The organism is Streptomyces sp. P3 (genome assembly GCF_003032475.1).
Classification (GTDB): Bacteria; Actinomycetota; Actinomycetes; order Streptomycetales; family Streptomycetaceae; genus Streptomyces.
This window is the reverse complement of record NZ_CP028369.1, coordinates 6,254,395-6,272,106: the sequence shown is the minus strand read 5'-3', so window position 1 is coordinate 6,272,106 and position 17,712 is coordinate 6,254,395. Positions and strand designations below refer to the sequence as shown.

13 protein-coding genes are annotated in these 17,712 nt (G+C 71.4%); 3 read left to right on the top strand and 10 right to left on the bottom strand.

Translation table 11 applies throughout. The features are described 5' to 3' along the window. Positions 1 to 89: 89 nt before the first annotated feature. The gene (locus tag C6376_RS27750; protein WP_107445940.1) at positions 90 to 677 is read right to left on the bottom strand and encodes a TetR/AcrR family transcriptional regulator; all 588 of its coding nucleotides are present in this window, start codon (positions 675 to 677) and stop codon (positions 90 to 92) included. A 58-nt stretch (positions 678 to 735) separates the two neighbouring features. On the opposite strand from C6376_RS27750, the gene C6376_RS27745 reads away from it, so the two are divergent. Next, positions 736 to 1,680 carry a patatin-like phospholipase family protein gene (locus tag C6376_RS27745; protein ID WP_107445939.1) on the top strand — a complete coding sequence of 315 codons (945 nt, stop codon included), beginning with the start codon at positions 736 to 738 and terminating at the stop codon, positions 1,678 to 1,680. Next, positions 1,677 to 3,173, top strand: coding sequence for an NAD(P)/FAD-dependent oxidoreductase (locus C6376_RS27740; protein WP_107445938.1), 1,497 nt, complete (start codon positions 1,677 to 1,679; stop codon positions 3,171 to 3,173). Before C6376_RS27745 ends, C6376_RS27740 begins: the two co-directional genes overlap by 4 nt. 65 nt (positions 3,174 to 3,238) lie before the next feature. On the opposite strand, the gene C6376_RS27735 is transcribed toward C6376_RS27740, so the two are convergent. Then, positions 3,239 to 3,691, bottom strand: a complete 453-nt coding sequence (locus C6376_RS27735) for a DUF1569 domain-containing protein (protein WP_107445937.1) — start codon at positions 3,689 to 3,691, stop codon at positions 3,239 to 3,241. Positions 3,692 to 3,895: 204 nt separating this feature from the next. After that, complete coding sequence (locus tag C6376_RS27730) at positions 3,896 to 5,113, bottom strand: IS110 family transposase (protein WP_107442753.1); 1,218 nt, start codon at positions 5,111 to 5,113, stop codon at positions 3,896 to 3,898. A gap of 554 nt (positions 5,114 to 5,667) precedes the next feature. Here C6376_RS27730 and C6376_RS27725 point away from each other — a divergent pair. Next, complete coding sequence (locus tag C6376_RS27725; RefSeq protein WP_107445936.1) at positions 5,668 to 6,162, top strand: lamin tail domain-containing protein; 495 nt, start codon at positions 5,668 to 5,670, stop codon at positions 6,160 to 6,162. A 228-nt stretch (positions 6,163 to 6,390) separates the two neighbouring features. Here C6376_RS27725 and C6376_RS27720 read toward each other — a convergent pair whose 3' ends face one another. The 7 genes from C6376_RS27720 to C6376_RS27685 form a co-directional block, all read right to left on the bottom strand. Further along, a complete protein-coding gene (locus tag C6376_RS27720; RefSeq protein ID WP_107445935.1) occupies positions 6,391 to 7,773 on the bottom strand; it encodes an L-serine ammonia-lyase in 1,383 nt (460 codons plus the stop codon). 68 nt (positions 7,774 to 7,841) lie between these two features. Then, positions 7,842 to 9,101 carry a serine hydroxymethyltransferase gene (gene glyA / locus C6376_RS27715; protein ID WP_107445934.1) on the bottom strand — a complete coding sequence of 420 codons (1,260 nt, stop codon included), beginning with the start codon at positions 9,099 to 9,101 and terminating at the stop codon, positions 7,842 to 7,844. 61 nt (positions 9,102 to 9,162) lie between these two features. Then, complete coding sequence (locus C6376_RS27710; RefSeq protein WP_107445933.1) at positions 9,163 to 10,344, bottom strand: NAD(P)/FAD-dependent oxidoreductase; 1,182 nt, start codon at positions 10,342 to 10,344, stop codon at positions 9,163 to 9,165. Positions 10,345 to 10,566: 222 nt separating this feature from the next. Beyond that, positions 10,567 to 11,700: an aromatic ring-hydroxylating dioxygenase subunit alpha gene (locus tag C6376_RS27705; protein ID WP_107449225.1), complete on the bottom strand. Its 1,134-nt coding sequence runs from the start codon at positions 11,698 to 11,700 to the stop codon at positions 10,567 to 10,569. A 1,121-nt stretch (positions 11,701 to 12,821) separates the two neighbouring features. Further along, positions 12,822 to 13,649: a dihydropteroate synthase gene (gene folP, locus C6376_RS27695; RefSeq protein WP_173985743.1), complete on the bottom strand. Its 828-nt coding sequence runs from the start codon at positions 13,647 to 13,649 to the stop codon at positions 12,822 to 12,824. 228 nt (positions 13,650 to 13,877) lie between these two features. Next, positions 13,878 to 14,480, bottom strand: coding sequence for a sarcosine oxidase subunit gamma (locus tag C6376_RS27690; protein WP_107445931.1), 603 nt, complete (start codon positions 14,478 to 14,480; stop codon positions 13,878 to 13,880). Next, positions 14,473 to 17,703, bottom strand: coding sequence for a sarcosine oxidase subunit alpha family protein (locus tag C6376_RS27685; protein WP_107445930.1), 3,231 nt, complete (start codon positions 17,701 to 17,703; stop codon positions 14,473 to 14,475). The genes C6376_RS27690 and C6376_RS27685 overlap by 8 nt, the downstream gene beginning before the upstream one ends. Positions 17,704 to 17,712 lie beyond the last annotated feature (9 nt).

Below are 17,712 nucleotides of genomic sequence, written 5' to 3'. Positions count from 1 at the left end.
CGCTTCACGAACCATCGTGCCCTTGTGGCGACTCGGCCCCGTACCGACCTCGTACGAACCCGACACCCACTTCTGCGAATCGACCCGTGTCAGTCGGTCAGGAAGCGGTGGAGCAGGTCGACGACGGGCTGCACGGGCACGGTGGGATCGAATGCGCGCTGGACACCGATGCCGATGCCGAGGCTGAGCAGGATCAGGGCGGCGGTGTCCGCGGACACGGCGGGCGTGACGCCCAGTTCCTGTGTCTGAGCCCGGATGAGGTCCGCGAGGACCTCGGTGACCGTACGCCGTCGGTGGGCCAGCTGCGCGCAGACCTGTGCGTCGCGGCGGTTGGCGGTGGCGAACTCGACTTCCAGAGCGGTCCACGAACTGTCGCCGATGTGCTGCTCGGCCCAGCGGGCGAAGCCGGCGAGCCGGTCCTCGATGCGGGGCGCATCGCCCATGGCGGCGGCGATGTGCGCCACTTGCTGCATGGCGATGCGGTCGAGGACGGCCAGGCAGAGCTCGTTCTTGGTGGCGAAGTTGGAGTACACCGCGCCCTTGGAGTAGCCGGCGGCCTCCGCGACCCGCTCGATGGAGGTGGTCGTGAAGCCGTCGCGCAGGAACAACTCGTGCGCGGTGTCGAGGACGTGTTCGCGGGTGCGGGCCTGGCTCTCGGCTCGGGTCAGTCTTGCCACCCCCGCAGAATACCGCTAGCTTCCAGATTCCCTTGATATCTGAATTCTAGGAGGATCTGTGCCACGACGGCGCGCGCTCGTCATCGGGTGCGGCGGCACACTCGGATTCGCGTGGACCATCGCCGCGCTCACCGCCGTTGAGGAGCAGCTGGACTGGGACGCGCGAACCGCCGAGGTGCTGGTGGGGACGTCCGCCGGAGCAGAAGTCGTGTCCGCTCTCGGCTCCGGACGGTCCGTGTCGGACCTCCTCGCGGCGTTACGGGCCGAACCGGACGCGGACCCGCTGCTGCTCGACCACGTCCACACCCACCCCGGTGTGCTGCCTCCTGTTCCGTGGCCAGGGCTGCCGGGAGCCGGGCTGGCCGCGGCCGCCGTCCGGGGCCGGGTCTCGCCGGGTTCGGGGCTGGTGGGTCTGCTGCCACGCGGCCGGGGTGATGCGCGCTGGTTGCACCGGTTCGGCGCCGCCCTGGCGGACGGCGGAACCTGGCTGGACTCCACGCGCACCTGGCTGGTCGCGGCCGACGCGCGCTCCGGCCGGCGGGTCGCGTTCGGCGCGCCGGGGGCCCCGACCGCGGACCTCGGCAGTGCGATCGCCGCGTCCTGGGCCATCCCCGGTTGGTTCCCACCGGTGCGGATCGGCGCACGCACCTATCTCGACGGCGGAGCGTTGTCGCCGACGTCGGCGGACCTGTTGGTGCCCCTGGGACTGGACGAGGTCGTGATCGTCGCTCCCATGGCGACCTCCGGGGGTGCGCCGGCCACCGGCCTGAGCCGTTTCGAAAGGGTTCTGCGCCGTTGGATGACCCGGACCGTCGACGCGGAGGAGCTCCGGCTGCGCGCGGCGGGATGCCGCGTGGTCCGCATCGAGCCCGGCGCGCGGGAGCTGGCCGCGATGGGGCCCAACTTCATGGACCTGCGGCGGCGGCCGGCCACCCTCGACGTTTCCCTGCGCACGGCACCCGACCGCGTCAAGCGAGCCATCGACAGGAGCACCACGGCATGAGCACACATTTCGAGGTCATCGTCGTCGGCGCCGGCATCTCCGGAGTGGGCGCCGGGGCCCGGCTGCGTGAGGCCGGCATCCGGGACTTCCTGATCATCGAGGCGGCCGACGACTTCGGCGGCACATGGCGGGCCAACACCTATCCCGGCTGCCAGTGCGACGTGCCGTCCCGCCTGTACAGCTATTCCTTCGCCCCCAATCCGGACTGGACGCGGGTGTACGCGCGCCAGCCTGAGATCCTCGCGTACGTGAAGCGGGTCGCCGACACCTGCAGGCTGCGCGAGCACACCGTGTTCGGGGTGTCCGTGACGGAGGCGCGATGGCAGCCCGACCAAGCCCGCTGGCTTGTGCGTACGGATGCCGGAGAGTTCACCGCCCGATTCCTCGTGGCCGGAGCCGGACCGTGGAACGAGCCACTCCTTCCGGACGTCCCCGGCCTTGACCGCTTCCCCGGCGAAGTGTTCCACTCCGCGCGCTGGAACCACGACTACGATCTGCGCGGCAAGCGGGTCGCCGTCCTCGGCACCGGTGCCTCGGCCGTGCAGTTCGTCCCCGCGATCGCTCCCGAGGTCGCCCGACTCCATCTGTTCCAGCGCACCGCCCAGTGGGTTCTCCCCAAGCTCGACCATCACATACCCAATGCCGAACGCTGGGCGATGCGCCGTCTGCCCGGCGCGCGGGCCACGGTGGCCTCCCTGGAGTACCGGGCCATGGAGACGCTCGGACGCGGATTCAGGCGCCCCGCTCTCATGCGCGGCGTACAGGCCATCGCGCGGGCCCATCTGCGGGCGACCGTCCACGACGCCGGACTGCGTCGCAAGTTGACCCCCGACTACACCCTGGGCTGCAAACGCATCCTCTTCTCCAACCACTACTATCCTGCGCTGAACCGGCCCAATGTCGCCGTGCACGCCGCTGCCGTGCAGTCCGTCGAAGGCGCCACCGTGCACGGGGCCGACGGCAGTGCCGCGGAGGTGGACGCGATCATCCTCGGCACCGGCTTCCACATTCTCGACACACCGCTCGCGGGTCTCGTCCGCGACGGAGCCGGCCGCGCGCTCGCCGACCACTGGCGGGGTTCCCCCGAGGCGTATCTCGGCACTGTCGTCGCGGGTTTCCCCAACGCCTTCCTGCTCCTCGGCCCCGGCCTGGGCACCGGGCATTCGTCGGCCTTCGCCATCCTGGAGGCGCAGCTCGACCTCGTCCTCGGCGCCATCAGGGCCGCACGGGAAGGCAGTTGGACGGCGTTGGAGGTACGCGGCGACGTTCAGGCGGCGTACAACACGCGACTGCAGGCCGCTCTGGCCGGCACCGTCTACAACTCCGGCGGATGCAGGAGCTACTACCTGGACGTCAACGGCCGCAACAGCTTCAGCTGGCCCTGGTCCACCGACCGGCTCCGCGCCGAGGTCGGCCGGTTCGACGTACGCGACTTCACCGTCACCCCCCGCGTCCCCGGCGGCGTCACCGGCCTACGGCAGAGCCCCGCGTGACCGGAGTGCGGCAGCCGCGGCGCACGGTCCCCGCAGATGTCAGGGCACCCCGGCCTGGCGTGCCGTCAGGCGTCCACCAGGCCGGGAAGGTGCTCGGCGAGATGCATCGCGTGCAGCTGCGCGAACTCTTCGTGCGAGCAACGTCCGTAGGCGGGGTGGGGGGCGTGCTCTGCGGTGTGGCCCGAGAACAGGGCCACCGCGTCCGTGAGGCCGGTCGCGGCCTCGGTCACCGGCAGTGCCGGATCCAGGGGCGGCGCTCCGTCGATCTCGGCAGCGAGCGAGTGCTTCATGGCACCGCGGCGCAGGAAGACCCGTTTGGCCAGGGTGCCTGCCGTCGCCCGGAACAGGGCGGGCTTGAGCGCGGGGTAGCCGGTCACTGAGTAGCGGACGGTCTGGGCACAGTGCTGCAGCGTCTGGGACAGGTTCCAGGCACTTCCCGGAGCCAGCAGCTCGGGCTCGGGGCGGCCGAGGTTCTGGTGCAGTCGCTCGGCGAGCCGGGCGAGATCGATCGGGGGCATGCGGTGAGCCTACAGTGATACAGGGCGAAACTATTTCCTTCCCGCGAGCCCGCCGACTCGAGGCCGGGCCCACTCCATCGCCGCCCGGGACTCCGGTGAGGTGCACGCGGCCGAGCAGCGCCGTGCTCGTCGTGCGGGGGGGTGCCTCTATGTCCTTCGTCAAGGCGCCCCTGTCGGTTTTGGGGTGATTCGGTCTTGCTGGGGTCATGCGGCGAGCTCGACGTCCGCGGGTGTGCGGGATTCGTAGAAGGTGCCGTCGCGGAGCATGGCGAACAGGACGCTGATGCGTTGGCGGGCGAGGCGGAGGAGGGCCTGGGTGTGGGTCTTGCCGCGGTTGCGTTGCTTGTCGTAGTAGGTGCGGGAGGCGGGGTCGGCGTTCATGCAGGCGAAGGCGGACAGGAACATGGCGCGTTTGAGCTGGCGGTTGCCGCCTCGGGGTGCGTGTTCGCCGTGGATCGAGGTGCCGGACGACTTCGTTGTCGGGGCGAGGCCGGCGTAGGAGGCGAGGTGGGCGGCGGTGGGGAAGCTGGTGCCGTCGCCGACGGTGACCAGCAGGACGGCGGCGGTCCTGACGCCGACGCCGGGCATCGACGTCAGGACCGGGGAAAGAGGGTGGGCCTCCAGCAGGGCGTTGATCTGGGCTTCCAGGGCCCGGCGCTGTTCGTGGACAGCGGCGAGCGAGCGGGCCAGGGAGGGCACGACGATGTCGAGGGTGCCGGTGCCCGGGACCACGACGGTCTGCTCGTCCAACGCTTCGAAGACATCGTCGATCAGCCGCTGGGCCATGCGTGGGGCCTTGGGCCGGATGAGCTCGACGAGCCTGCGGCGGCCGGCTTTGCGCAGTGCGGCCGGGGAGCCGTAGCGCTCCAGCAGCCAGGTGACGGCCTGGTGGTCGAGGCGGGGGCCCAGGACGCGCTCCAGCGACGGGTGGAACTGGGTGAGCAGGCCGCGTATGCGGTTGGAGGTGCGGGTGGCCTCGGCCGCGAGGTCCTGGTCGAAGCCGACGAGAACCGTGAGTTCGGCGGTGATCTCGTCGGTGAGCTCCAGCGAGCGCAGGGTGTGCGGCATGGTGCGGGCGGCGTCCGCGATCACGGCTGCGTCCTTCGCGTCGGTCTTGGCCTCGCCCGGATACAGGTCGGCGATCCGCCGCATCGCGAGTCCGGGCAGGTAGGCGACCTTGCAGCCGGTGTCCCGGGCGACCGTGAGCGGGAGGGCGCCGATGGAGGCGGGCTGGTCCACGATCACCAGGACGGTGCCGAACTTGGCCTTGAGTTTGTCGAAGACGGCCCGCAGTTTCGGCTCGCTGTTGGGCAGCTGCTTGTCGAGGACCTTCTTCCCGGCCGGGGTGAGCCCGTGGCCGTGGTGAGCACTCTTTCCGACGTCCAGGCCGAGGAACACGCCCACGTCTTCGGTGTCGAACATCGCGCCCTTTCCAGGGTGTTGAGCGTGCCGGCCTCGGCAGTGGTGTCGTGCGCGCGCATCCACGTTATGCAGACCTGCCGCCCGCGAGCTGTCCGGCATTGCGCCGGACCGGGCGGTGGCCGGACCTCTCATCAGCGTCTCCGACGGCACCTCCCGAGCCCGGTGACACCACCCCCCAGGTCATCCGTTCGACAGGGGGACACAGTCATGCCGGGCCCGGAGGCCAGCGGCCCTCTTGCAGGACCGCGAAGAACATAACGGGGTTTCGCCGAGGCTGCTTCAGGACTCGATCGACGGCAGGGGCGGCGGGAGTCGAACGCGGGGCATCCGGCGCTGGAGGCCGGGCGCGCGGAGGTGATCGCCGAGGTCTCCGCGAGGGTGAGCAGAGCACCACGCGCGCCGCGTGTCCCCCACGGCCGCTCCTCCGGTTCGGCACACCGGCAGGCGTCCACCCTCGAGCGTCACCTTCACAATTTACACACGAAAGGAACACCCAACAGTCACCTCGGGTAGGCTCCAGGCGCTCCATTCGCACCACTGAGGGGGGAATCCTCATGCGTACACGCCACGCCCTGGCCGCAGTTGTCGCCGCGGGCACGATAGCCGTGATCGCCGCCGGGCCGGCCCAGGCCACCGAGTACACGTCCGCGCTGAAGATCAAGGGCGTTCAGTACGACGCCCCCGGCAGCGACTCCAACCGGTGTTCCGGCGGCAACACCAAGAACGAGTACCTGACGATCAAGAACTACTCCCGCACCGCGACCGTCGACCTCAAGGGCTACGTCGTCAAGGACGCCACGGGCAACAAGTTCACCTTCACCGCCAGCCACAAACTCGAGCCGGGCGACTACGTGAAACTGCGCGGCGGCAGGGGCACCGACTCCGACTCGGGCAACGTCGTCTACCGCCAGAACTGCAACTTCATCTGGAACAACGACAAGGACACCATCTACCTGCTCAAGCCCTCCGGCGCCAAGGCAGACGTCCACTCCTACACCAAGCGGGCCAACGACGCCGACGGCAACGGATACATCAACTACCACGGCTGACCTCCCGCCGAGTCGATCCATTGCCACGCGGGGTGACTGCGGGCGCCGCCCCTTCCCGCCCCACTCGGCCGGAAGGGGCGGCGGCGTCCGGTACGTCGCCGCCGAGACCGGTGGCTGCCGAAGCGGACTCGGTCCGACTTCTCCGTGTGGTCGGTGCGCACCGAGGTCCAGCCCGACGAGAGCTACCGTCCCGGCCCGTTCGATGCCGCCGCCGGTGCTCTCGGGTGCTCAGCACTCGATGACGTTGACGGCGAGGCCGCCACGGGCGGTCTCCTTGTACTTGACCTTCATGTCGGCGCCGGTCTCCTTCATGGTCTTGATGACCTTGTCGAGGGAGACGTGGTGACGGCCGTCGCCGCGCAGAGCCATGCGGGCGGCGGTGACGGCCTTCACCGCGGCCATGCCGTTGCGCTCGATGCAGGGGATCTGGACGAGGCCGCCGACGGGATCGCAGGTGAGGCCGAGGTTGTGCTCCATGCCGATCTCGGCGGCGTTCTCGACCTGTTCGGGGCTGCCGCCCATGACCTCGGCGAGTCCCCCGGCGGCCATGGAGCAGGCGGATCCGACCTCGCCCTGGCAGCCGACCTCGGCGCCGGAGATGGAGGCGTTCTCCTTGAAGAGGAGACCGATGGCGCCGGCGGCCAGCAGAAAGCGGACGATGCCGTCGTCGTCGGCGCCCGGGACGAAATCGAGGAAGTAGCGCAGGACGGCGGGGATGATGCCGGCCGCGCCGTTCGTCGGGGCCGTGACGACCCGGCCGCCGGCGGCGTTCTCCTCGTTGACCGCCATCGCGTACAGCGTGATCCACTCCATGGAGCGGGCCTGCGGGTCGCCTTCGCTGCGCAGGGCGCGGGCGGCCGCCGCGGCCCGGCGACGGACCTTGAGACCGCCGGGGAGGATGCCCTCGCGGCCGAGGCCCCGGGAGACGCAGGCCTCCATGACGCGCCAGAGCTCCAGCAGGCCCGCGCGGATCTCCGCCTCGGTGCGCCAGGCCCGCTCGTTCTCCAGCATCAGCGCGGAGATCGACAGGCCCGTCTCCCGGGCGAGCCGCAGCAGTTCGTCACCGGTACTGAACGGGTGGGGCAGCACGGTGTCGTCGAGCTTGATGCGGTCCGCACCGGCGGCCTCCTCGTCGACGACGAAGCCACCGCCGACCGAGTAGTACGTCTTCTCCAGCAGGGGCACGCCGTCGGCGTCGTACGCGAAGAGGATCATTCCGTTGGCGTGGTAGGGCAGTGACCTCCTACGGTGCAGGACCAGATCGCCCGAGACGTCGAAGTCGATCTCGTGAGCGGGACCGATCTCCTCCCCGAGCAGACGCAGACGTCCGGTGGCTCGGATGCGCTCGACGTCCAGGTCGGCCCGGGCGACGTCGACCGTGTGCGGCTCGTTGCCCTCCAGGCCGAGCAGCACCGCCTTGGGGGTGCCGTGGCCGTGGCCGGTGGCGCCGAGGGAACCGAACAACTCCGCCCGCACGGCGGTGGTCTGGGCCAGCGCCCCGTCCTGCTTCAGCCGCCTGACGAACATCCCGGCGGCGCGCATCGGGCCCACGGTGTGTGAGCTGGACGGGCCGATGCCGATCGAGAACAGGTCGAAGACGCTGATTGCCACGCCACGCTCCGTGGAGTTGGAGGGGGCGTGCCGGTCGGTGCCGGCACGCCCCCTGCGGGGGTTGTCGGTTACAGGCCCGGGTAGAGCGGGTGCTTGGCGGCGAGTGCCTTGACCCGCGCCTTGAGGGCTTCGGCGTCGTACGACGGCTTCAGCGCCTCGGCGATGATGTCGGCCACCTCGGTGAAGTCCTCGGCGGTGAAGCCGCGGGTGGCCAGGGCGGGGGTGCCGATGCGCAGGCCGGAGGTCACCATCGGCGGGCGCGGGTCGTTGGGGACGGCGTTGCGGTTGACGGTGATGCCTACCTCGTGGAGGCGGTCCTCGGCCTGCTGCCCGTCCAGGTCGGAGGCGCGCAGGTCGACCAGGATCATGTGGACGTCGGTGCCGCCGGACAGCACGTCGACGCCGGCCGCGCGGGCGTCAGGGGCCGTCAGCCGCTCGGCGAGGATCCGGGCGCCCGCGACCGTGCGCCGCTGGCGCTCCTTGAACTCCTCGCTCGCGGCGACCTTGAAGGAGACCGCCTTGGCCGCGATGACGTGCTCGAGCGGACCGCCCTGGAAGCCCGGGAACACCGACGAGTTGAGCTTCTTCGCGAACTCCGTGCTCCGGGCGAGGATGATGCCTCCGCGCGGGCCGCCGAGGGTCTTGTGGGTGGTGGAGGTGACCACGTCCGCGTACTCGACGGGGTTCGGGTGCAGCCCGGCCGCGACCAGCCCGGCGAAGTGGGCCATGTCCACCCACAGGAACGCGCCGGTCTCGTCGGCGATCCGGCGGAACGCGGCGAAGTCCAGCTGCCGCGGATACGCCGACCAGCCCGCGATGATCACCTTCGGGTGGTGGGCCTTGGCGAGCTGCTCGACCTCGTCCATGTCGACCAGACCGGAGTCGTCGACGTGGTAGGGAACGACGTTGAACTGCTTGCCGGAGAAGTTGATGCGCATGCCGTGGGTGAGGTGGCCGCCGTGGGCCAGATCCAGACCGAGGATGGTGTCGCCGGGCTGGGCCAGGGCGAACAGCGCCGCCTGGTTCGCCGAAGCACCGGAGTGCGGCTGGACGTTGGCGTACTCGGCGCCGAAGAGTTCCTTGAGGCGGTCGATGGCGATCTGCTCGGTGACGTCGACGTGCTCGCAGCCGCCGTAGTAACGGCGGCCGGGGTAGCCCTCGGCGTACTTGTTGGTCAGGACCGTGCCCTGGGCCTCCATGACCGCCACCGGAGCGAAGTTCTCCGAGGCGATCATCTCCAGGGTGGACTGCTGGCGGTCCAGCTCGGCGTCGACGGCGGCGGCGACCTCGGGGTCGAGGTCGTGCAGGGACTGGTTGAGCAGGGTCATCAGCGGTCTCCTGTGCGGTTCCGGAGGGAGGAGGGAGAGTGGGACGCTCACGAGCGGGCGCTCAGGACAAGGCGACCGCGGCGGCGGGGACGAGCGTGCGGCGGAGCCGGTTGAAGAACTTCGGCTGGTTGAGGGAGAGCACAGCCACGGGGTTGCCCTCGTGCCGGTAGACGGCCGTGAACACACGGCTGTCGAGGTCCCCCTCGACGACCTCGGGCTCCGCGCCCGGCACGACGTACCCGGCGAGCTGGATGCGCGTGCGGTACTGGTCGGACCAGAAGTAGGGGGCGGTCCGCGGGGCCGGGGCGGACACCCCGGTCAGCAGGGTCCGGGCGGCGGTCCTGGCCTGCTCGGTGGCGTTGCTCCAGTGCTCGATGCGGGCGTGGCGGCCGGTGAAGGGGTGGGGGCAGCGGGCCACGTCACCGACGGCGACGACGCCCGGGACGGTGGTCGCGCAGCCGGCGTCGCACACCACGCCGTCGTCCACCAGGACTCCGGAGCCGGCGAGCCAGTCCGTGTTGGGGCGCACGCCCACGCCGGCCACGACCACGTCGGCGGGCAGCACCCGCCCGTCCGCCAGCCGCACCCCGGTGACCCGGTCCTCGCCGAGCAGTTCGGCCACGCCGGTGCCGCACAGCAGGTCGACGCCGTGATCGGTGTGCAGGGAGGAGCACACCAGGCCCATCTCTCGGCCGAGTTGGCGCTCCAGCGGTACGTCGGCCGCCTCGACGAGGGTGACGTGCAGGCCGAGCCGGTGGGCGGTGGAGGCCACTTCGGCGCCGATGAAACCGGCGCCTATGACGACGACCCGGGGCAGGCCGTCCAGCAGCTCGGCCCGCAGGTCGAGGGCGTCGTCCAGGGTGCGCAGCGTGTGGACGCCGGCCAGCCCGTCGGAGCCGGGGAGTGTGCGGGGGCTCGCGCCGGTGGCGACGACCACGCCGTGGGTGCGTACCTGCTGCCCTCCGGTCAGGGTGACGGTCCGGGCGAGCGGGTCGAGACGGACCGCGCGTTCGCCGAGCAGCCAGTGCACGTCCAGGGCGTCGTACTCGTCGGCGTCGCCGAGGGCGAGCGCGTCGGCGTCGATGTCACCCTTGAGGAAGTCCTTGGACAGCGGAGGGCGGTCGTAGGGGGTGTGACGCTCCTCCCCCACGACGACGATCTCGCCGTCGTAGCCCTCTGCGCGCAGCGCCCGGACCGTACTCAGGCCCGCCAGTGACGCTCCGACGACGGTGATGCTCCTCATGCGGGGCTCCAGACGAAGAGATGTCTCACATGGCACAACGATTCGCGTTATGCGCAACATGGTTTAGGTGGAATTCGGGCGTGTCAAGAGGGCGGACCGCCGATCGTTCCCGATCACGCTCCGGGTTGCGTCGATCGCAACGATTCCGTCTGCACCCCGCCCGCCTGCCGAGGGGGCCGGAGCGGCAGGTGGACGGGGGGTCGGAAGAAGGGCGGGACCAGGTCAGTGCGCGGGCCCTGCACCGAGCTTGGTCTGGAGCCAGTCGTGGAAGGCGCCGATGTGGTGCTCGCTGGGCACCAGCACGCCGCCCTTGGCGTACATCCGCGAGCTCATCCCGGGCTGGGTGCGTTCACAGGCGTCGAAGTCCTGCCGGTTCACCCGGTCGAAGAGCTCCACGGACCGGCTGACGTCCTTGCCGCTCTCCACGACATGCGGGAGATACAGCCAGTCGCACTCGACGACCGTGCGGTCGACCGCCACCGGGTACATCCGGTGGAGGATCACATGGTCGGGAACGAGATTGATGAACACCTGCGGCCGCACGGTGATCGCGTAGTAACGGCGGTCCTGCTCCTCGGCGACACCCGGGATACGGTCCAGACCCTCGGAGCCGTCCACGGTGAACCCCTGGACCTCCTCACCGAACTCCGCGCCGTGACCCACGTAGTACTGCGCGGCGTACCCGTCCGCGAACTCCGGCAGCACCTCCGTCAGCTCCGGATGGATCGTCGCGCAGTGGTAGCACTCCATGAAGTTCTCGATGACGAGCTTCCAGTTCGCCTTCACGTCATAGGTGATCCGACACCCGACCGACAGGTTGCCGATGTCGTACCGCTCGATCGACTCGACGTCGCCGAGCCGCTCGACGACCGCGCCCAGCACGTCCTCCTCGAAGGACGGCGGCTCGTCGGCGAGGCACACCCACACATAGCCGAGCCACTCCCGCACATGGACGCCGACCAGGCCGTACTCGGTCCGGTCGATGTCCGGCATCGAGGTCAGGTTCGGCGCGGCGACCAGCTTGCCGTCCAGGCCGTACGTCCAGGCGTGGTACGGACACTGGAAGGCCCGCTTGACCTCGCCCGACTCCTCGGTGCAGAGCTTGGCCCCGCGGTGCCGGCAGATGTTGAGGAAGGCCTTGACCGACCCGTCCCGGGAGCGGGCGACGAGGACGCTCTCCCGTCCGACCTGGTAGGTACGGAAGGCGCCGGGTTTCGCCAGCTCGGAGGCGCGGGTCACGCAGAACCACATGGTCTCGAAGACCCGTTCCTGCTCCTGGGCGAAGACTTCGGGGTCCGTGTAGTACTCGCCGGGCAGCGTGGGGATGAGGCTGGGCGGCAGATGGTTGAGGGTCATCGAGTCACCTTCGCGGGGAATTCGTGATGCGGTGGCGGGCGTTCGGTGGCCGCGGGCGATCCACTCGTCGAGGCGGGGCGCCTCGGCCCCGATCGGGGCGGTCTCGCCGTGGCCGGTCGGGACGGTGGTGCCGGCGGGGAGCGTCAGCGGGAGGTCCCGGACGGAGGCGACGACGGCGCCGAAGCCCGGGAAGGAGCGGCCGGCGGGTCCGGGCCCCCGGAGGAGGGTCTCTGCGGAGACCAGCGCGTTCACGTGGAGGCAGACCGCGCCGGGCGAGCGACCGGAGGTGACGAGGCGCTCGATGCGGGAGGCCGATCGGGGCGGGGACGTCGAGGGCAGGCAGGCGCCGTGACAGGAGGACCTCACCGCGCCGCCGCGCCCGGACACGTCGGCGCCGACGGCGCTCACCTCGTGCGTCACGGTCGATCTCCTCGTAGAGGGGGGCCGAATTCGTGCTTCGGCCGGATGTGCTGGATGGCGGGAGGACGCCGATCGCTCCCCGGAGCTGTCGGCGAGGGAGGGGAGGAGTGTCTCCACCGGGGCCCGGACGGGGACCGCGGCCGAACCACAGTCGTTCATCGTGTTCTATATAGCGCAACTGCTTTCGCCATGAGCAACGACGACCAAACTGTCTCCTCGGGGACACCCACTGTCAAGAGGTCGGCCGCGCCGACTTGCCCGTACCCCCTCGACGCCGCCCCCTTCGCCGGACAGGAGGGACCGCGCGACCATGCGGGCGACCGGTTCCGGCCAGGGCACACGCACCGCGAACACCTCGGGACCTTCGGGCAGGACTGCTCCACCGGGTACGCGGACCGGGCGCGGTCGGCACCCACAACCAGGGCGGCCGGCTCACCCCCGTGCACGCCACGTCCAGCCGCCAAGCCCTGCTGGCCCACCTGTCGCAGCGGCGGCGCTCCGAGGTGCTGGAGGCGTCCGGGCTGCGGAAGCCGACCCCGCACCCTCGCCGCCGGGCCGAAGCCGGAGAAGGCAGCGCCTCCGGCTCGGCCTACCGCTTCACCGAGGAGCGCATGCGCGAACTCGTGCCCGTGCTGACACGGGGCGCCGAGGAGATCACCCGCAGGATGGGCTGTCCGGGGCTGACCTTCCGCGAAGAGCGGTCAGCCCAGAGGCAGCCGCGCAGACACCGCCGTCTCCGCGCCCCAACGGGCCGTCACCCGCACCGCGTCCAGCGTGGAGGCGACGTCGTGCACGCGCAGGCACCAGACGCCCTGTGCGGCCGCGAGCACGGACACGGCGGTGGTCGCGGCGTCACGCTCGCGCGCCGGGCGCGGTTCCCCGGTCGTCCGGTCGGCGAGCAGCCGCCCCAGGAACGCCTTGCGGGACGCGCCCAGCAGGACGGGGCGGCCCAGCGCGCGGACCTCGCCGAGACGGCCCAGCAGCTCCCAGTTGTGTTCGGGCTGCTTGGCGAAGCCCAGCCCGGGATCGACGATCATCGATCCGGGCGGGACACCCGCCTCCAGGGCGGCGTCGATCCGCAGCCGCACTTCGCCGAGCACCTCGTCGACCACGTCGTCGTAGACGGCGTTCTCCTGCATGGCGGCGGAGTGGCCACGCCAGTGCATCAGCACGTACGGCACCCCCGACCGCGCCATCAGGGGCAGCATCCCGGGATCGGCGAGGCCCCCTGAGACGTCGTTGACCAGCCGTGCGCCCGCCTCCAGGGCGCGGGCGGCGACCTCGGCCCGCATGGTGTCGACACTGACGACCGCGCCCGCCGCCGCGAGGTGCCGGACGACGGGCAGCACCCGTCGCAGCTCCTCCTCGACCGGTGGGCGCAGCGCGCCGGGGCGGGTCGACTCACCGCCGACGTCCACGATGTCCGCCCCCTGCTCCAGCAGGGCGAGCCCGTGCGCCACGGCGGCGTGCTCGGCGAACGACAGCCCGCCGTCGGAGAACGAGTCCGGCGTGACGTTCACGACGCCCATGACCAGCGTCCTGCCCGGACGTGGAAGGCCGTGCGGGTACAGGTCCGGCGTTCCCGGACGCGAGGATCTGCCGGTGGCGGGGGCCGTGACGATCACTGGTGTCCGACTTTCGACGCGCTGACAGGACCGCGTGGGCAGGACGCTTTCACGGCCTTGCCGGCATAGCGCTGTGGGAGCCCCTCACCGGAGCTCCCACAGGCGTGACGGGGTCGCCCCCGCCGGGGTGACTCAGACGTACTCCGTCGCCGCGTCCAGCAGCCAGTCCGCCAGATACCCGGCGAACGACGAACGGACCAGGATCCAGAAACCGGCGCTGGGCTCCTCACGCGCGACCAGGACGACCTGGGTGCGGCCCAGGGTGGTCTGGGCACAGCGGCCGGAACCGAAGGCCCTCGGATGCAGGTCCAGCGAGCAGCCGTGGGCCAGCAGGTCACGGGCTCGCGCGCCGGCGACGAGGACGGTGGTGCGCTGCGCGGAGACGTCGGTGACCGAGACCGGCTCCTCTCCCGCGGCCTCCCGGATCCGGCTCTCCAGTTCGCGCTCCCGGCCCGGCGGCCCCACGAGCAGCCACTCGTCGGGGCCGAGCCACAGCGCGGTCGACTCCCCCGCGCGGACGACGGTGTCGGGTTCCAGTGGCAGCGTGAGGCCCAGCGCGAGGCCGACGGCGTCCGCCGCCGCCCCCTTCGCGTCGAGACGCACGTCGAGCTGGGTGAGGAAGGGCAGTTCGGCCAGCCGGATCGCGCCACCGGAGGTACGGGTGGCGGCGGCCAGCCGGTCGGCGGCCCCGGCCAGCGGACTGCGGGGCCGGGAGGTCGGGGCGGTGTCAGCCATCGCGGCGGGCTCCCTCGGGGTCGTAGAGGACGGGGCTGGCGACGGTCACGGGGACCAGCCGGTCGCCCACGGGGGCGTAGAGCCGCTCGCCGATGCGGTCCCGGCCGCCCTTGATCAGGGCGAGCGCGAAGGTGCGGCCGAGAGCGGCGCTGCGGTAACTGGAGGTGACGTGGCCGAGCATCGGCACGGGCGGAGCCGGCAGTTCGCCGTCGGCGACCAGGTGGGTGCCCTCGGGGAGGAACGCGGCCGGGTCCTCGGGGAGCAGGCCGACCAGGTGCTTGCGGTCCGGGCGCACCGTGTCGGCGCGGGCGAACGAGCGCTTGCCGATGAAGTCGGGCTTCTTCTTGGAGACCGCCCAGCTCATGCCGAGGTCCTGCGGGGTGACGGTGCCGTCGGTGTCCTGACCGATGATCGGGTAGCCCTTCTCGGCGCGCAGGACGTGCATGGTCTCGGTGCCGTACGGGGTGATGCCGTAAGGGGCGCCGGCCTCGTACAGGGCCTCCCACAGGGCGAGGGCCTCCCACGGCGACACGTTGATCTCGTAGGCGAGTTCGCCGGAGAAGCTGATCCGGCAGACCCGGGCCTCGATGCCCGCGACGGTCGTCTCGCGCCAGGCCATGAACGGGAAGTCCTCGTTGGCGACGGCGAGCCCGGGTGCGAGGGCTCCGAGCACGTCACGGGAGCTCGGGCCGACCAGGGCGACCGTGGCCCACTGTTCGGTCACGGACGTGCAGTGCACCTTCAGCTCGGGCCACTCCGTCTGGAGCCACTCCTCCATCCAGTCCAGGACGGCCGCGGCGTTGCCGGTCGTCGTGGTGACCAGGTAGCGGTTCCGGTCGACCCGGATGACGGTGCCGTCGTCGAAGACCATGCCGTCCGGGCGGCACATGACGCCGTAGCGGATCATGCCGACCTTCAGGGTGCTCATCATGTTGGTGTAGAGCAGGTCGAGGAAGACACCGGCGTCCGGGCCCTGGACGTCGATCTTGCCGAGGGTGGAGGCGTCCATGAAGCCCACGCCCTCGCGGGTCGCCGCGCACTCGCGCAGCACGGCGGTCTCCATGTCCTCGCCGTCCCGCGGGTAGTACCAGGGACGCTTCCACTGGCCGACGTTCTCGAACAGCGCCCCGTGCCCGACATGCCACTCGTGGAGCGCGGTCGTGCGGACCGGGTCGCTCAGCACGCCCCGGTCGCGGCCCGCGAGGGCTGCGAAGGAGACCGGTGTGTACGGCGGGCGGAAGGTGGTCGTGCCGAGGGCCGACACGTCCACGCCGAGCAGTTCGGCGACGGCCCCGCTCGCCAGCACGCCCGAGGTCTTGCCCTGGTCGTTCGCCGTGCCGGCGGTGGTGTACCGCTTGGTGTGCTCCACCGAGCGCAGGCCGGCGCCGGTCGCGCGGGCCAGGTCCGACACGGTGACGTCACGCTGGAGGTCCACGAACCGGGGAGCGTCCGACTCACCCGGGACGACGTACACGTGCATCGGCGGAGTCGACCGTGGCTGTGGCGGCACGGCCGGGAGGCGGCGCTCCTCGGGCGTGTATCCCTCGGCCTCGATCGCACGGGCGCCGGCGGCGGCGCCCTGGGCGAGGACGGCTGCCGGGTCGAGGAGGCCGCTCGCGGCGCCCACGACCTCGACCGCCTGGCGGCCGGTGTCGGGCACGAAGGAGCCCAGTGTCTCGTCGTGGCGCAGCTTCCCCCCGGACTGGCTGAAGAGGTGCGCCACCGGGTTCCAGCCGCCGGAGACCAGCAGCAGGTCGGCCGCGAACTCCCGCTGTCCGGCGGACTCGCCGTACGGGGCCACGGTCACGGCGGTGAGCCGCGCCTCGCCCTCCGTGCCGGTGACGGCGTGCCCGGCCAGGACCTCGATGCCGGCGGCCCTGGCGCGCTCGGCCCACTCCCCCGGTTCGGGGCGCGTGTCGACGATGGCTGTGACGGCCAGGCCCGCCGAGGCGAGGTCCAGGGCCGCCGCGTAGGCACTGTCGTTGGTGGTGAAGACAACCGCGTGGCGGCCGGGCAGGGAGCCGTGGCGGTTGACGTGGGTGCGGGCCGAGGAGGCCAGCATCACGCCGGGGCGGTCGTTGTCGGCGAAGGCCAGCGACCGCTCGTGGGCGCCGGTCGCGAGGACGACGCGACGGGCGCGGATGCGCCAGACGCGTTCCCGGGAGACGTTCCCGGGGGCCGCGCCGCCGAGGTGGTTGGTGCGGCGCTCGACGGCGAGGAGGTGGTTGTCGTCGTAGTAGCCGAAGACGGTCGTACGGCGCAGCACCCGGACCTCCGGCGCGGCTTCGAGCAGGTCGGCGGTCTCACCCACCCAGTCGAGGTGTTCGGCGGTGCCGAGGAGGCTGCCGCCGGGTTCCGGCTGGTCGTCGGCGAGGATGACGCGGGCGCCGCTGTTCGCCGCCGCGGCCGCGGCGGCGAGGCCCGCCGGGCCCGCGCCCACGACCAGCAGGTCGCAGTGGGCGTGTACGGCGTCGTAGCGGGCCGGGTCGGGTTCGGTGGCGAGGCGGCCCTGGCCGGGGAGGCTGGTGGCGACCAGGCCGTCGTAGAGCTCGACGGTGGTCGCGGGGAGCATCGGCTCGGGGAAGGGTTCCACGATCTGGATGACGGCGTTGGGTTCCTCGACGCCGGCGGAGAAGATACCTCGGGGGCGGCCGAGCTTGATGCTGGTGCCCGCCTGGATCACTCCGTTGGCGAGGAGGGCGGAGGCGAGGGTGTCGCCCCGGTGGCCCTGGTACTCGGTGCCGTCGAAGGTGAAGGTGAGGAGGGTGCCGCGGTCGATCCGGCCTCGGGTGGGGTGGCGGAACGGTTGGGTCGCCCCGCCCGTCCCGTCCTGAAGGGGCTGCGCACCTTCGACACCGCTTCCGGGGGTTGCGCCCCCGGACCCCTCTTCGGCCTGAAGGGCCTCGTCCTCAAACGCCGGACTGGCTGGTGATGCCGGACGCGGCTCCGGGGTCGGTGGGCGTTCCTCGCCCGAGCGGTACACGGAAAGGATCTCGTTCGTCGAGGTGTCGCGCACCGCGTTGAACCAGCGGCGGCAGCCCGCCGCGTGGCTCCAGCGTTCGGCGAACGGGCCCTTGGTGTTGTCGCGGAAGAAGAGGTAGCGGGCCCACTCCTCGTCGGTGAGGGCCGAGGGGGTCTCGGGATAGGCCACGTGGGCCTGGCCGCCGTAGTGGAACTCGGCCTCGTCGCGGGGTCCGCACCACGGGCAGGGGATGAGCAGCATGGTTGGGCT

Bases quoted from the DNA above. Each gene is read 5' to 3' on its own strand.
- C6376_RS27735 (WP_107445937.1), bottom strand. From the start codon at position 3,691: ATGCCCCCGATCGATCTCGCCCGGCTCGCCGAGCGACTGCACCAGAAC.
- C6376_RS27685 (WP_107445930.1), bottom strand. From the start codon at position 17,703: ATGCTGCTCATCCCCTGCCCGTGGTGCGGACCCCGCGACGAGGCCGAG.
- C6376_RS27705 (WP_107449225.1), bottom strand. From the start codon at position 11,700: ATGACCCTCAACCATCTGCCGCCCAGCCTCATCCCCACGCTGCCCGGC.
- folP (WP_173985743.1), bottom strand. From the start codon at position 13,649: ATGGGCGTCGTGAACGTCACGCCGGACTCGTTCTCCGACGGCGGGCTG.
- C6376_RS27710 (WP_107445933.1), bottom strand. From the start codon at position 10,344: ATGAGGAGCATCACCGTCGTCGGAGCGTCACTGGCGGGCCTGAGTACG.
- C6376_RS27690 (WP_107445931.1), bottom strand. From the start codon at position 14,480: ATGGCTGACACCGCCCCGACCTCCCGGCCCCGCAGTCCGCTGGCCGGG.
- C6376_RS27740 (WP_107445938.1), top strand. From the start codon at position 1,677: ATGAGCACACATTTCGAGGTCATCGTCGTCGGCGCCGGCATCTCCGGA.
- C6376_RS27730 (WP_107442753.1), bottom strand. From the start codon at position 5,113: ATGTTCGACACCGAAGACGTGGGCGTGTTCCTCGGCCTGGACGTCGGA.
- C6376_RS27725 (WP_107445936.1), top strand. From the start codon at position 5,668: ATGCGTACACGCCACGCCCTGGCCGCAGTTGTCGCCGCGGGCACGATA.
- glyA (WP_107445934.1), bottom strand. From the start codon at position 9,101: ATGACCCTGCTCAACCAGTCCCTGCACGACCTCGACCCCGAGGTCGCC.